Origin of the sequence: Streptomyces lienomycini (assembly GCF_027947595.1) — a bacterium.
Lineage (GTDB): Bacteria > Actinomycetota > Actinomycetes > Streptomycetales > Streptomycetaceae > Streptomyces > Streptomyces lienomycini.
Genome location: NZ_CP116257.1, coordinates 158,686 through 172,365, shown reverse-complemented (window position 1 = coordinate 172,365; position 13,680 = coordinate 158,686). Strand labels below are relative to the sequence as shown.

Annotated in this window: 15 protein-coding genes; 3 read left to right on the top strand and 12 right to left on the bottom strand. The window is 72.2% G+C overall.

All coding sequences use genetic code 11. The features are described from left to right. Positions 1-4: 4 nt before the first annotated feature. From kdpB to BJ961_RS00775, 11 genes are all read right to left on the bottom strand, one after another. Positions 5-2,143, bottom strand: coding sequence for a potassium-transporting ATPase subunit KdpB (kdpB, locus tag BJ961_RS00825; RefSeq protein ID WP_271319412.1), 2,139 nt, complete (start codon positions 2,141-2,143; stop codon positions 5-7). Beyond that, on the bottom strand, positions 2,140-3,816 hold the full coding sequence (gene kdpA / locus BJ961_RS00820) for a potassium-transporting ATPase subunit KdpA (protein ID WP_271319411.1): 1,677 nt from the start codon (positions 3,814-3,816) through the stop codon (positions 2,140-2,142). The genes kdpB and kdpA overlap by 4 nt, the downstream gene beginning before the upstream one ends. A 7-nt stretch (positions 3,817-3,823) precedes the next feature. Further along, positions 3,824-3,913, bottom strand: coding sequence for a K(+)-transporting ATPase subunit F (kdpF, locus tag BJ961_RS00815; protein WP_007451765.1), 90 nt, complete (start codon positions 3,911-3,913; stop codon positions 3,824-3,826). Then, positions 3,910-4,083 (bottom strand): hypothetical protein, encoded by a 174-nt coding sequence (locus BJ961_RS00810; protein ID WP_271319410.1) that lies wholly within the window; start codon positions 4,081-4,083, stop codon positions 3,910-3,912. The genes kdpF and BJ961_RS00810 overlap by 4 nt, the downstream gene beginning before the upstream one ends. A gap of 45 nt (positions 4,084-4,128) precedes the next feature. Then, on the bottom strand, positions 4,129-4,641 hold the full coding sequence (locus tag BJ961_RS00805) for a GtrA family protein (RefSeq protein ID WP_271319409.1): 513 nt from the start codon (positions 4,639-4,641) through the stop codon (positions 4,129-4,131). 228 nt (positions 4,642-4,869) lie between these two features. Further along, positions 4,870-5,661 (bottom strand): ABC transporter permease, encoded by a 792-nt coding sequence (locus BJ961_RS00800; RefSeq protein WP_271319408.1) that lies wholly within the window; start codon positions 5,659-5,661, stop codon positions 4,870-4,872. Beyond that, a complete protein-coding gene (locus tag BJ961_RS00795; RefSeq protein ID WP_271319407.1) occupies positions 5,658-6,674 on the bottom strand; it encodes an ATP-binding cassette domain-containing protein in 1,017 nt (338 codons plus the stop codon). The genes BJ961_RS00800 and BJ961_RS00795 overlap by 4 nt, the downstream gene beginning before the upstream one ends. A gap of 121 nt (positions 6,675-6,795) precedes the next feature. Further along, positions 6,796-7,638, bottom strand: a complete 843-nt coding sequence (locus BJ961_RS00790; RefSeq protein WP_271319406.1) for a DUF4097 family beta strand repeat-containing protein — start codon at positions 7,636-7,638, stop codon at positions 6,796-6,798. Between the two features lie 151 nt (positions 7,639-7,789). Further along, positions 7,790-8,305: a hypothetical protein gene (locus BJ961_RS00785; protein ID WP_271319405.1), complete on the bottom strand. Its 516-nt coding sequence runs from the start codon at positions 8,303-8,305 to the stop codon at positions 7,790-7,792. A 190-nt stretch (positions 8,306-8,495) separates the two neighbouring features. Then, positions 8,496-9,893, bottom strand: a complete 1,398-nt coding sequence (locus BJ961_RS00780; protein WP_271319404.1) for a phosphatase PAP2 family protein — start codon at positions 9,891-9,893, stop codon at positions 8,496-8,498. A 79-nt stretch (positions 9,894-9,972) separates the two neighbouring features. Beyond that, entirely contained in the window at positions 9,973-10,593 is a 621-nt protein-coding gene (locus BJ961_RS00775; protein ID WP_271319403.1) for a VOC family protein, read from the bottom strand. A 145-nt stretch (positions 10,594-10,738) separates the two neighbouring features. Here BJ961_RS00775 and BJ961_RS00770 point away from each other — a divergent pair, with 145 nt between their 5' ends. Next, complete coding sequence (locus BJ961_RS00770; RefSeq protein ID WP_271319402.1) at positions 10,739-11,323, top strand: TerD family protein; 585 nt, start codon at positions 10,739-10,741, stop codon at positions 11,321-11,323. Between the two features lie 8 nt (positions 11,324-11,331). On the opposite strand, the gene BJ961_RS00765 is transcribed toward BJ961_RS00770, so the two are convergent. Further along, positions 11,332-11,985 (bottom strand): DNA-binding response regulator, encoded by a 654-nt coding sequence (locus BJ961_RS00765; RefSeq protein ID WP_381158405.1) that lies wholly within the window; start codon positions 11,983-11,985, stop codon positions 11,332-11,334. Between the two features lie 101 nt (positions 11,986-12,086). Here BJ961_RS00765 and BJ961_RS00760 point away from each other — a divergent pair, with 101 nt between their 5' ends. Together BJ961_RS00760 and BJ961_RS00755 are read left to right on the top strand one after the other, a co-directional pair. Beyond that, complete coding sequence (locus BJ961_RS00760; protein WP_271319401.1) at positions 12,087-12,944, top strand: aldo/keto reductase; 858 nt, start codon at positions 12,087-12,089, stop codon at positions 12,942-12,944. Between the two features lie 279 nt (positions 12,945-13,223). Next, positions 13,224-13,427, top strand: coding sequence for a cold-shock protein (locus BJ961_RS00755; protein WP_055418803.1), 204 nt, complete (start codon positions 13,224-13,226; stop codon positions 13,425-13,427). Positions 13,428-13,680 lie beyond the last annotated feature (253 nt).

Below are 13,680 nucleotides of genomic sequence, written 5' to 3'. Positions count from 1 at the left end.
TCGGTCAGCCGATCCCGGGGACGAGCGAGACGATCAGGTCGATGAGCTTGATGCCGGCGAACGGGGCGATCAGGCCGCCCAGTCCGTACACGGCGAGGTTGCGGCGCAGCATCCGGTCGGCGCTCATGGGCCGGTAGCGCACGCCCCTCAGCGCGAGGGGCACCAGGACGACGATGATCAGCGCGTTGAAGATCACCGCGGAGAGGATCGCGGAGTCCGGTGAGGACAGGCCCATGATGTTGAGCTTGTCCAGGCCCGGATGGACGGCCGCGAAGAGCGCCGGGATGATCGCGAAGTACTTGGCGACGTCGTTGGCGACGGAGAACGTCGTGAGCGCGCCGCGGGTGATCAGGAGTTGCTTGCCGATCCCGACGATCTCGATGAGCTTGGTCGGGTCGGAGTCGAGGTCGACCATGTTGCCGGCCTCCTTGGCGGCCGACGTGCCGGTGTTCATCGCGACGCCGACGTCCGCCTGGGCCAGCGCGGGCGCGTCGTTGGTGCCGTCGCCGGTCATCGCGACCAGCTTGCCGCCGGCCTGCTCGCGCTTGATGAGCGCCATCTTGTCCTCGGGCGTGGCCTCGGCGAGGAAGTCGTCGACACCCGCCTCGTCGGCGATCGCCCTGGCCGTCAGCGGGTTGTCGCCCGTGATCATGACGGTCCTGATGCCCATGCGGCGCAGTTCCTCGAACCGTTCCCGCATGCCCTGCTTGACGACGTCCTTGAGGTGGACGACGCCCAGGACCCGTGCCCCGCGTTCGTCCTCGACCGCGACCAGCAGCGGCGTTCCGCCCGCCTCGGAGATGTTCCTGACGGTCGTGTCCGCGTCCTCGGCGACCGTGCCGCCCCGCTCCCGGACCCAGGCGACGACCGAACCCGCGGCGCCCTTGCGCACCTTGCGGCCGTCCACGTCCACGCCCGACATGCGGGTCTGCGCGGTGAAGCCGATCCACTCGGCGCCGGTCGGCTCGCCAGGCCCGCGCTCGCACAGCCCGTACTCCTGTTTCGCGAGGACGACGATCGAGCGGCCCTCGGGTGTCTCGTCGGCGAGCGAGGAGAGCTGGGCGGCGTCGGCGACCTCGGCCGCCGTCACACCGCGCACCGGCACGAACGCGGCCGCCTGCCGGTTGCCGAGCGTGATCGTGCCGGTCTTGTCCAGGAGCAGGGTGGAGACGTCACCGGCGGCCTCGACCGCGCGGCCCGACATCGCCAGCACGTTGCGCTGCACCAGGCGGTCCATGCCCGCGATGCCGATCGCGGAGAGCAGGGCGCCGATCGTGGTGGGGATGAGGCAGACCAGCAGGGCCACCAGCACGACCATGCTCAGGTGGGTGCCGGCGTGGTCGGCGAACGGCGGGAGGGTCGCGCAGGCCAGCAGGAAGACGACGGTCAGCGAGGCCAGCAGGATGTTCAGCGCGATCTCGTTGGGCGTCTTCTGCCGGGCCGCCCCCTCGACCAGGCCGATCATCCGGTCGATGAAGGTCTCGCCCGGTTTCGTGGTGATCCGGACGACGATGCGGTCGGAGAGCACCTTGGTCCCGCCGGTGACCGCGGACCGGTCGCCGCCGGACTCGCGGATGACGGGCGCCGACTCCCCGGTGATCGCCGACTCGTCGACCGAGGCGACGCCCTCGACGACGTCGCCGTCGCCGGGGACGACGTCCCCCGCCTCGCAGACGACCAGGTCGCCGACCGTGAGCGCGGTGCCGGGGACGGTGGTGCCGTCGGCGCGGCGGGCGACGGTGTCGGTCTTCGCCCTGCGCAGGGTGTCGGCCTGGGCCTTGCCGCGGCCCTCGGCGACCGCCTCCGCCAGGTTGGCGAAGAGCACCGTCAGCCAGAGCCAGGCGCTGATGGTCCAGCCGAACCAGTCGCCGGGGTCGGTGAAGGCGAAGGCCGTGGTCAGTACGGAGCCGACCAGGACGACGAACATGACGGGCGACTTCACCATCACCCGCGGGTCGAGCTTGCGGAACGCCTCGGGCAGCGACGTGAGCAGGTGCCTCGGGTCGAAGAGACCCGCGCCGACGCGGCCCTCCGGCGGCTGGTGCCCGGTGGGCGCGTCGCCGTGCGGCGCCCGGGTCGGGGTGGCTGTGGACATGGAGCCCTCTTGTTTCCGCGGGCCGGTGCGCCGCGTGTCGGTGGTCATGCCAGCCCCTCGGCGAGCGGGCCCAGGGCGAGGGCCGGGAAGTAGGTCAGACCGGTGATGATCAGGACGGTGCCCGCCAGCAGACCGCTGAACAGCGGCTTCTCGGTGCGCAGGGTGCCCGCGGTGGAGGGCACCGGCCGCTGGGCGGCCAGCGAGCCCGCGAGGGCCAGGACGAACACCATCGGCAGGAAGCGGCCGAGGAGCATGGCGAGGCCGAGGGTGGTGTTGAACCACTGGGTGTCGGCGTTCAGGCCCGCGAAGGCCGAGCCGTTGTTGTTCGCGGCGGAGGTGTAGGCGTACAGGATCTCGGAGAAGCCGTGCGCCCCGGTGTTGGTCATCGAGTCGCCCGGGGTGGGCAGGGCCATGGCCGCCGCGGTGAGGCCCAGCACCAGGGCCGGGGTGATCAGGAGGTAGCAGGCGGCGTACTTGATCTCGCGGGTGCCGATCTTCCGGCCCAGGTACTCGGGCGTACGGCCGACCATGAGTCCCGCGATGAACACCGCGACGACCGCCATGACGAGCATGCCGTAGAGGCCGGACCCGACACCGCCGGGCGCGATCTCGCCCAGCATCATACCGAGCATCGTGATGCCGCCGCCGAGGCCGGTGTAGGAGGAGTGGAAGGAGTCCACGGCGCCGGTCGAGGTGAGGGTGGTCGACACCGCGAAGATCGACGAGCCGCCGATGCCGAAGCGCACCTCCTTGCCCTCCATCGCGCCCCCGGCCGCCCGCAGCGCCGGGCCGTGGTGGGCGAACTCGGTCCACATCATCAGGGCGACGAAGGACAGCCAGATGGCGGCCATCGTCCCGAGGATCGCGTAGCCCTGGCGCAGCGAGCCGGTCATGACGCCGAAGGTGCGGGTCAGGGCGACCGGGATCAGCAGGATCAGGAAGATCTCGAACAGGTTGGTGAACGGCGTCGGGTTCTCGAAGGGGTGGGCGGAGTTGGCGTTGAAGTAGCCGCCGCCGTTGGTGCCCAGCTCCTTGATGACCTCCTGCGAGGCGACCGCGCCCCCGTTCCACTGCTGCGGGCCGCCCAGACTGTGCTCATTCAAGAATTGGCCGACCTCGTGGATGCCGGAGAAGTTCTGGATGACCCCGCAGGCCACCAGGATCACCGCGCCGACGGCGGCGATCGGCACCAGGACGCGGACGACCCCGCGGACCAGGTCGGCCCAGAAGTTGCCGAGTTCTCCGGTGCGGGACCGCGCGAAGCCGCGGACGAGGGCGACGGCCACGGCGATGCCGACGGCCGCCGAGACGAAGTTCTGCACGGCGAGACCGGCGGTCTGCACGACGTGGCCCATGGCCTGCTCGCCGTAGTACGACTGCCAGTTGGTGTTCGCCACGAAGGACGCGGCGGTGTTGAACGCCTGGTCCGGGTCGATGGAGGCGAAGCCGAGCGAGCCGGGCAGGACGCCCTGCAGCCGCTGGAGCAGGTAGAGGAAGAGGACACCGGCGAGGGAGAAGGCGAGGACGCCGCGCAGGTACGCGGGCCAGCGCATCTCCCGGTCCGGGTCGGCACCTATGCCCTTGTAGATCCACTTCTCCACGCGCCAGTGCGTGCCGGAGGAGTAGACCCTGGCCATGTGGTTGCCGAGGGGGATGTGGGCGAGGGCCAGCGCGGCGATCAGCGCGAGCAGCTGGAGCACGCCGGCGAGGACGGGGCTCATGCGGTGCTCAGAACCTCTCCGGGTGGATCAGGGCGAGGACGAGGTAACCGAGCAGGGCGACGGCCACGATCAGGCCGACGACGTTCTCCGCGGTCACAGCTTCGTCACCCCCTTGGCGACAAGGGCGACGAGCGCGAACACCGCGATCGTGGTGAGGACGAAGGCCACGTCGGCCATCGCGAGCTCCTGGTGAGGTTCGGAAGAGAAGCTGACATGGAGATAAGAGCCCCCTTCCGACCGGATTCGACCGCCCTTGATGGCTTCCATACGGCGGTGCGAACGCCTTTGACACCTCTCTGACGACGAGCCGCCTCAGGCCAGGACGGTCACCGCCGCGGGACGGGCCGGGGAGGTCCGCGGTCCGGGGACCTCCCGCGTGCGGGTCCGCGTGAAGACGACGAGACGCAGTACGGCGAACCGCGCGAGGCCGGCGAGCGCGGAGGCGGACAGGTAGACGGCCTGCTCGAGCACCGCACCGGGCGTCGCCACCAGTTGGTGCAGGGCGAGCATCGCCGCGCAGGTCACCGCGTACGCGGCCGCCGCCGATCCGGCCGACTGCGTGTGCTGGCGCCAGGTCGCGCGGCCGCCCGCGCCGAAGGTGAACCGGGCGTGCAGCTCGGTGGCGAGGAGGGTGGAGACCACGGTGACCAGCGCGTTGGCCAGGGCCCAGGGGATCCAGGAGGCGAGGGCGGCCACGGCGAAGCCGGCGGCGAGGCCCAGCCCGCCCCCGCAGAGCACGAAGCGGGCGAAGTCGGCGAGAGCACCGGGTGCTGCCTGCGACCGGTTCGCCGCGGTGTCTGTCGCGGTGTTCTCTGCGGTGTCCATGGCCGTCCGTCCCCCTCCGCCGACCTGCGCACGGCGGTGCCGCGCCATCGATGGTGCCATCATGGCACATAACTGGCACCACGTATGCATCATTTTTGGCACTGCCTGCTTCGTCCGCTTCGTGCGGTGGCCGGGCCACGTGCGAGGGCGGCGCACCCGGCGAGGTGTCGGGTGCGCCGCCCTGGGCGGGAACCGGGTGGCGGGCGCCCGCCCGCCGAGATGGCCGCCCTACTTCGGGTCGCGGTCGAAGACCGCCTTCGACCAGAAGTAGCCGAGCGCGCAGAGGGCGACGCACCAGGCGAGGGCGAGCCAGCCGTTGTGGCCGATCCCGCTGCCGAGGAGCAGGCCGCGCAGGGTCTCGACGACGGGCGTGAAGGGCTGGTACTCGGCGATCGGCCGGAACCAGCCCGGCATCGCGTCGATGGGGACGAAGGTGCTGGAGATGAGCGGCAGGAAGATCAGCGGCAGGGCGTTGTTGCTCGCGGCCTCGGCGTTCGGGCTGACCAGGCCCATGCCGACCGCGATCCAGGTGAGCGCCGTGGCGAACAGGGTGACCAGGGCGACGGCCGCGAGCCACTCCAGGACGGTGGCGTCGGTGGAGCGGAAGCCGGCCGCCGCGGCGACGGCGCCGACGAGCACCACGCTGGCCACGGACTGCAGCACGCTTCCGACGACGTGCCCGGTCATCACGGAGCCGCGGTGGATGGGCATGGTGCGGAAGCGGGCGACGATGCCCTCGGACATGTCGTTGGAGACGGAGACCGCGGTGCCGACCGTGGTGCTGCCGATGGTCATGAGCAGCAGACCCGGCACCAGGTAGGCGATGTAGGCGGAGCGGTCGGCGGTGCCGCCGCCCATGCCCGCGCTCATCGTGTCGCCGAAGACGTAGACGAAGAGCAGGAACAGCATGATCGGCGTGAGCAGCAGGTTCAGGGTGAGGGAGGGGTAGCGGCGCGCGTGCAGGAGGTTGCGGCGCAGCATGGTGGACGAGTTGCGTGCGGCGAGGGTGAGGGTGCTCATCGGGCCGTCTCCTTGGTCGCGTCGGGGGTCGCGTCGGGGGTCGCGTCGGACTGGGCGGGGACGCCGGTGCCACCGGTGAGGGCGAAGAAGACGTCGTCGAGGTCGGGGGTGTGGACGGTGAGTTCGTCGGCCTCGACGCCCGCGCCGTCCAGGCGGTCGAGGACGGAGCGCAGGTCGCGCTGGCTGCCGTCGCTGGGGATCTGCAGGGTGAGGGAGTCGTCGTCCCGGGTGCTCTCGGCCAGTGCGCCGGCGGCGTCGCGGTAGGCGTCCGGGTCGGTGAAGCGGAGCCGGACGTGTCCGCCGGGGACGATCCGCTTCAGTTCCTCGGCGGTGCCTTCGGCGGCGATCCTCCCGTCGTGGAGCACGGCGATGCGGTCGGCGAGTTCGTCGGCCTCCTCCAGGTACTGGGTGGTGAGGAAGACGGTGACGCCGCCGGTGACGAGTTCGCGGATGATCTGCCACATGTTGTGGCGGGAGCGGGGGTCGAGGCCGGTGGTGGGCTCGTCGAGGAAGATGACCCGGGGGGCGCCGACGAGGGTCATGGCGATGTCGAGGCGGCGCTTCATGCCGCCCGAGTAGGTGGAGGCGGGCTTCTTCGCGGCCTCGGTGAGTCCGAAGCGTTCCAGCAGCTCGGCGGCGACCCGCCGGCCCTCGCGCCGGGGGAGCAGGTGCAGGTCCGCCATGAGGAGCATGTTCTCCTCGCCGGTGATCAGGCCGTCCACGGCCGAGAACTGGCCGGTGACGCCGATGGCGCCGCGCACGTCCTGCGGGGCGGTGGCGAGGTCGTGGCCGCCGACGCGGATGTCGCCGGCGTCGGGGGTGACGAGGGTGGAGAGGATCTGCACGGTGGTGGTCTTGCCGGCCCCGTTCGGCCCGAGCAGCGCGAACACGGACCCGGCCGGGATGCGCAGGTCGATGCCGTCGAGGACGGTCTTGTCGCCGTAGGACTTGCGCAGGCCGGTGGCGGAGACGGCGGCGGGGGCCTGCGGGCCGGCCTGTGTGGTCGTGGGCATGACAGACGAAGGCATGGAGCCCTCCCGTTCGAGGGATGGGGTGACTGGGGGTGGGGCGACTGAGGGTGGGGCGACTGAGGTGAGGGGGCGCCGGGGCGGCGGCGCCCCCCGGGGGCGGCGCTCAAACCTTGGCGCGGCGGACGTCGATGTTGCCGTACCGGGTGCGGGCGTGGACCTTGACGGTCTCCTCGCTCTCCACGGGGCTGCCGGACGCGGTGAGGGAGTTGCGCACCTGCCCGCCGGTCGACTGGACGTCGAGCCAGGCGGCCGTGCCCTCGCGGACGCCGACCTCGATGGCGCCGTAGGAGGTCTCCAGCCGGATCTCGCCGCGGGCCACCTCGTCCACCCGCAGGGTGCCGTGGGCGGTGGTGGCGGTGAGCGATGCCTCGGCGCGGGCGACGTTGATGTCGCCGTTGGCGTTCTTCACCCGCAGGTCGGCGAGGGCGGCGCCGACGGTCGTGGAGCCGTGCGAGTTCTTCAGTACGGCCGGGCCGTCGAGGACGCCGACGCGGACGCTGCCGGAGCTGGTGGTGATCTCGGCCGAGCCCTCGACCCGGTCCACGGTGACCGAGCCGTGGGAGGCGGTGAGCTGGAGCGGCCCCGTCGTGTCCAGGCGGACGTCGCCGCCCGGGGTCTTCACCCGGACCTCGCCGAGCCGGCCCTCGCCGAGGACCTGGGTCCAGGAGCCGTCCACGTCGACGCGTGAGCCCTCGGGCAGCTCCACCGCCACGTCGACGGTGCCGGAGGGCCCGATGAAGCGGCGCTCCTTCGTGCTGATCGTCAGGACGCCGCTCGCGAACGAGACCTCGGTCTGCTCGGCGGCCCGTACGTCCTTGTCCCGCTCGGGGTCGCCGGGCCGCACCTCGACGACCGTGTCGAGCCGGTCGCCCGCGGTGAACCGGACGGAACCGGCGCCGACGTGAGCGGTCACCGCGATCGGCTGGGGAGTGTCGAAAGAAGGCATGGCTGTACCGTCCTCTTGAGTCCGTGGGGTGTCCCCGCTGGTGGGACGTGGTGTGAGCGCTGTGCGGTGGTTCTCTCGGAGTGCGGGCGCGAGGGCCGCGGGAGCGGTGGCCGGGGGGCGCGACTGGGCGGGGGTCGGGTGGCGCGGGGTGCTAGCGCACCCAGCCCGTGAAGCTCTGTCCGACGTTGCGCGCCCGCTCCGCGGTGCGCGGTGCGCCGCCGCCGTCGACCGCGGCCGACACGGCCCGCACCAGCCAGGCGTTGACCGACAGCCCCTCGCGGCTCGCGGCTTCCTCGGCGCGCGTCTTGAGGTGGGCCGGCAGGCGCAGGTTGACGCGGGCGGTGCCGCCTTCGTCGCCCTCGGCGGGCGCCTGCGTCCTGAGCGCCTCGACGGGCGCGGCGGGGGCCGCGGCTCCGCCGTCGGTGGGCGGCGGCGTCACCACGAAGTCGGGGTCGAGTCCGCGCAGCCGTACGTCGACCGAACCGGGGGCCAGTTCGCGGGTGATCTCGTCCATCGCGGCCGAGAGCACGTTGAGCATGGTCAGCCGGGTCGCCGACTCCAGCGGGGCGATCAGCCGCTCGGCCAACTCGCGGGCTTCGTCGCCACCGGCTTCGGCGGCCACCGCGAGTTCGCGGCGGAGGGTGTCGACATACGGGGTGAGGTCCATGACGCCATGGTGGCACCACGATGGCGCCACGCGCAACCTCTTACGACATCGAAATCACGGGGCCGCGAGGCTCACCCCTCTGAACTGCGGAAACGCCGACACATTGCCCGGCGCCGTGATGGCGCCACGCATGGCGCCATCACGATGCGGGTGGCGCCAGCACCGAGGCGTAGCCCGCCGGACCGACGGGCTACGCCTCCTCGCCTACCGCCCCGGACCGAGGGCCGAGAACCAGCGGAGCACCCGGGGCTTCCGGGGCCTCCGGGGCCTCCACGGCCTCCGGGGCCTCCGGGGCCTCCGGGGCCGACTCCAGCCGCGGTTCCGCTCGCTGGGCCGGCACCGCGGGCAGCGGGGCCCAGCTCTTCGTGGTGCGCGCGTAGGCGTGGAGCACCGAGGCCGCCGCCAGGACCAGGAGCGGGCCGAAGACCCACGGGTGCCGGGCCATCTCCGGCGCGAGGTAGCGGGTCGCGGTCAGGATCGCGGCGAACACCACCACGCCGTGGGCGACGAGCCCGGTCCCCGACCGGTCCCAGCCGCGGTCGAACGCCCGCAGCGCCGCCTCGACCGTGACCGCGAACACCGCACCGGCGAGGAGGTCGATGGCGTAGTGATAGCCGAACCCGAGCGTCGCGGTGAGCGTGGCGACCAGCCAAAACGTTCCTGCGAAGCGCAGCACCCGGGGTGCCCTGCGGGAGTGGATGAAGATCACGGTGGCCCACGCCGTGTGCAGGCTGGGCATGCAGTTGCGGGGGGTGACCCCGTCGTACGTGAACGGCTGCGGCGCGGCGACCGGCGGCAGCGTGTCCGGCCACAGGTTGGCGATCGCCCACTGCTCTCCGCCGGTGCCGAACGCCCCGGTGCCGTAGGCGAAGACCGGCCCGACGACCGGGAAGACCATGTAGACGGCCGGGCCGAGAAGGCCGATCACCAGGAAGGTGCGGACCAGGTGGTGGCGCGGGAAGCGGCGTTCGTCCGCCACCCTGCGCAACTGGTACAGCGCGACGACGACCGCGGCCACGGCGAGTTGTGCGTAGACCCAGTCGAGCAGGTGCTCGCCGACCGGGCCCGTGGCCCTGACGAGCCGGCCCATCAGCCACGACGGGTTGCCGAGCGCGTGGTCGGCGGTGGCCACGTACGGGTCGAGCACGTCCGGGCGGGTCTTCGACGTGATCAGCAGCCAGGCGTCACCCGTCTTGCGGCCGGCCACCAGCAGGAGACCGAGTCCGACGCCCTTCAGCAGCAGGATCCGCTCCCGCCCGGTGCGGCGCGTCACGGCGACGGCCGCGCAGCCCAGGATCGCCCACAGCGCGCCGTTGCCGAAGGAGTGGCTGCCGGTCACGGAGTCGTCCGCCGTCCACCGCACCAGTGCGACGACGAGATCGACGCCCACCGCGGCGGCCATCGCGACGAACCGCTGCCGCCAGGTGAGGACCACCATCGTCAGCGCCAGACCGGCGTAGAGCAGCGGCCCCGACGCGGGCGCGAACACCAGTTCCTTGGCCTGGTTGGTCATCGGCCCCGGCAGGCCGTAGCGACGTGCGGCGATCTCCAGCGCGATGAGGAACGCGAGGGTCGCCGCGCCCGCCACGGCCCAGAGTCTCGCCCGCGGCCGCGGCTCGCGTATCCGCGAAGTTACCCGTGATGACATGCACAGGAAGACGAACGGATCACAGGCTGAGTTCCGGCCCCCAGGCGAAGCCGTCCGGGTCGTCGAACGCCTGGGTGGCGCCACAGAGCACGAGCCGGTGGGATCCACTGCCCTCGGCGGGGACGCCGGCGACCTTCGCGAGGGCGCGGCGCTTGTAGAGGGAGAGCTTGACGGTGCCCGTGCCGGTGGCGAACTCGACGTACTTGCCGCCGAAGCTCTTGCCGACGGTCAGGCCCCGCCCGACGTAGAACTGCTTGCTGGCCTTGACGTCCTCGACGCCGAGGAGGAGCACGATCTCGTCGACGTCGCGGGTGACCGGGGCGGTGTCCTTCTTCGCCGACGTGGCGATCTGCCAGACCGTGCCGTCCGGGGCCCGCAGGACTCCGCCGTAGCCCCACAGCGACTTCGCGGCGGGCTTGAGGACGGTGGCACCGGCGTCGAGGGCGGCGGCGAAGAGCGCGTCGACGTTGCCCGGCTGGGCGACCACGAGCGACAGGGTGAAGCCGCGGAAGCCGTCCGTCGGGGCGTCACTGGCCCGCACGCGCACCCGCGACGGGTCGAGGCCGAAGGCCTCGGAGTAGAAACGGGCGGCGGCCTCGGTGTCGGCCACCTCCAGGGTGACGGAGTCGATGGAGTTCATGTCCATGACGGTAGGGGCGGCACCCTCCCCGGTGCTTCTCGAAAACTGACCGCCTGCCTCCCGGGTCGCGGACCCGCCCTGTCGGCGCCCCGGGGCGCCAGGCACACTCGGCGGCACAGGTACGACCACGGAGGATGACCCACACATGATCACGCTCACCAAGGAAGACGGCCCGGCGGACCTGGACGGAGTGACCCACCTGTCCATCGGCGTCTCCTGGGACCCCACGGCCGGCAGCAGCGGCGGAGTGCTCGGCAAGCTGCGCCGCAAGAGCGGCACCGACCTCGACCTGATCGCCGTCGCCCTCCAGGGCGGGGACCCGGTACGCCTCGCCGGCCTCGACTCCCTCGACCCCATGGGCAACGGCTCGCTGCTGCACAGCGGCGACAACCAGACCGGACACGGGGACGGTGACGACGAGACCGTGACCGTCGAGTTCGCGCGGCTCCCGAGCGCCATCACGGCGATCGTGTTCGTGGCCGCCGCGTACAAGAAGGGCAGCGCCTTCCAGAAGGCCCGCAACATCAGCTTCAAGGTCTACGACGCGACCGGCGGCAGCACGCAGCAGGTCGCCGACATCTGGCCCAGCCTGCTCAGCCAGGACAACGGCTGCGCCGTGGCCAAGGCCGTGCGGGTCGGCGGCTCCTGGAAGCTGGAGGTCATCAACGAGACGGGCAAGATCAAGCAGGGCGACGAGCACGCCCTGATGCGCTTCGCCGTCAGCAAGTAGCCCGGCCGTCAGCCGCCCAGGCCGAGTTCGCCCGCGCGCACGCCCGCCTGGAAGCGCGATCCCGCCTCCAGGACGTCGAGCAGTTCGGCGACCCGGCGCCGGTAGGTGCGCACCGACATGCCCAGGTCGCGCGCGGCGGCCTCGTCGGTGGCGCCCGAGCCCAGGGCGCGCAGCACCGTCCGGCTCCCGGCGTCGAGGTGCGGCCGCTCCCCCCGGAGGAAGGTCCCGAGGTCGGTGGCCGCCCCCCAGGCGGCTTCGAACAGGGCGTGCACGCCGCCGACCAGGGCCGGCGCGGTGGTCACCGTGTACGCGCGGCCGCCGGGCGAGTCCTCTCCGGCGAGGATCGCGCAGCGCCGGTCGATGATGATCGTCTCGTGCGGGAGGGCGCCGGCGGCGATACGTACCCGGGCACCCCGGGCCGCCAGCTCGCTCAGGTGCGCCCGGCCGCCCTCGTCGGCCAGCGCGGCCGGGCTCAGCAGCTTGCGCACGTGCGCGGCCCCGCTGTCCCGCACCCGCGCCCGGGCGACCCGCCGGGCGGCGGGTCGCGGCCAGGTGTCGAGGTCGCGCGCGGCGCAGACGAACTCCTCACGCACGGAGGAGAAGAGATGCCCGGCACGGGCCAGCAGCTCCAGATCACCGTGGACGGTCACGCTCTCTGCCATACGGCCATGGTGACGCATCACGCCGCGGGGCTCCGGGGCCCGGGTGGCAGCAAGCTGCCAGGGGGTCGCCGTGCGGGGGCCCCGCCTCGCAGGCTGAGGGCATGAGCGACGACTTCCGCCTCGGCGGCGACCTTTCGATCGGGCGGCTCGGCTTCGGGGCCATGCGGCTGCCCACCAACAGCTTCCACGGCCCCGCCCGGGACCCGGAGACCGGTCGCGCCGTGCTGCGCCGTGCCCTGGAACTCGGCGTCGACCACATCGACACCGCCGCCTTCTACACCAGCGGCGACGGCTCCGTCCGCGCCAACGACCTGATCCGCGAGGCCCTGCACCCCTACCCGGCCCACCTGGTGATCGCCACCAAGGTCGGCCCGCTGCGCACCCCGGACGGCGGTCTGCGGGCGACCGCCGACCCGGGCGCGCTGCGGGCACTGGTCGAGGAGAACCTGGCGGGCCTGGGCGTCGACCGCCTCGACCTCGTCTACCTCCGTATCGGCGGCATCGAGCCGCCCCCGCACGGCGAGTCCGTCGCCGCCCGCTTCGAGGCGCTGGCCGCGCTGCGCGAGGAGGGCCTGATCCGGCACCTGGGCCTCAGCCACGTGACCGCCGGGCACCTCGCCGAGGCGCGGGCGATCGCCCCCGTCGCGGCCGTCCAGAACCGCTCCGGCACCGACCGGCGCGACGACACGGAGCTACTGGCCCGCTGCGAGGAGGCCGGGATCGCCCACGTGCCCTACTTCCCGCTGGGCGGCGGTCTGGGCGACGCCGGCGGGGACCGTGTCGCCGAGGTCGCGGACCGGCACGGCGCCACGGTCGCGCAGATCGCCCTGGCCCGGCTGCTGGCCTCCTCCCCCGTCGCCCTGGCCATCCCCGGCACCGGCTCCGTGGCCCATCTGGAGGAGAACGTCGCCGCCGGTTCGATCGTCCTCACCGACGAGGACCTCGCCGCCCTCGGCTGACGTGTCCTTTGTCTCGGCACGGCACCCGGACGGGAGACAGCGGCGCGAACGGGGCCCTGTCCACCGGGCCGACGGGAGGGAATCGACGGCCGTTCCGGGAATATTCCTCCGGCGGCCGATCGGAGCAAGATTATCGCCGGCACCCGCCCGATCACGGCGTGCTACTGTCGGACGAAGTTGCAGTTGTGGTTGCCTGAAGGTTTTTTCCGACGGGGTGATCATCGCGGCGACCGGAGTGCACACAGGGTGGACTCCGAGCACCGTACCGAAGGAGAAAACATGGCTTCCGGCACCGTGAAGTGGTTCAACGCCGAAAAGGGCTTCGGCTTCATCGAGCAGGACGGCGGCGGCCCCGACGTCTTCGCCCACTACTCGAACATCAACGCCCAGGGCTTCCGTGAGCTGCTCGAGGGTCAGAAGGTCACCTTCGACATCGCGCAGGGCCAGAAGGGCCCGACGGCCGAGAACATCGTTCCGGCCTGACGCTCACGCGTACTCCGCAGCTGGGGCCCGCACCTTGGGGTGCGGGCCCCAGCTCGCCGCTTTTCCGGGCGCACGGCGCCCCGCGGGGCCACGGTCTGTGCCCCCCGCACTCGATTCCCCCGCTTTCACCAATTCTCCCGGCCCTCCCGGCACACCACGCCGAAATCGCCCGGGACCGGCTCGTTCTTGCGATTCCCTGCGCCGCTCTTCCGCTGCGGGTCTCCCTTGATACGTGCCGTATCAAGGAAGGTTC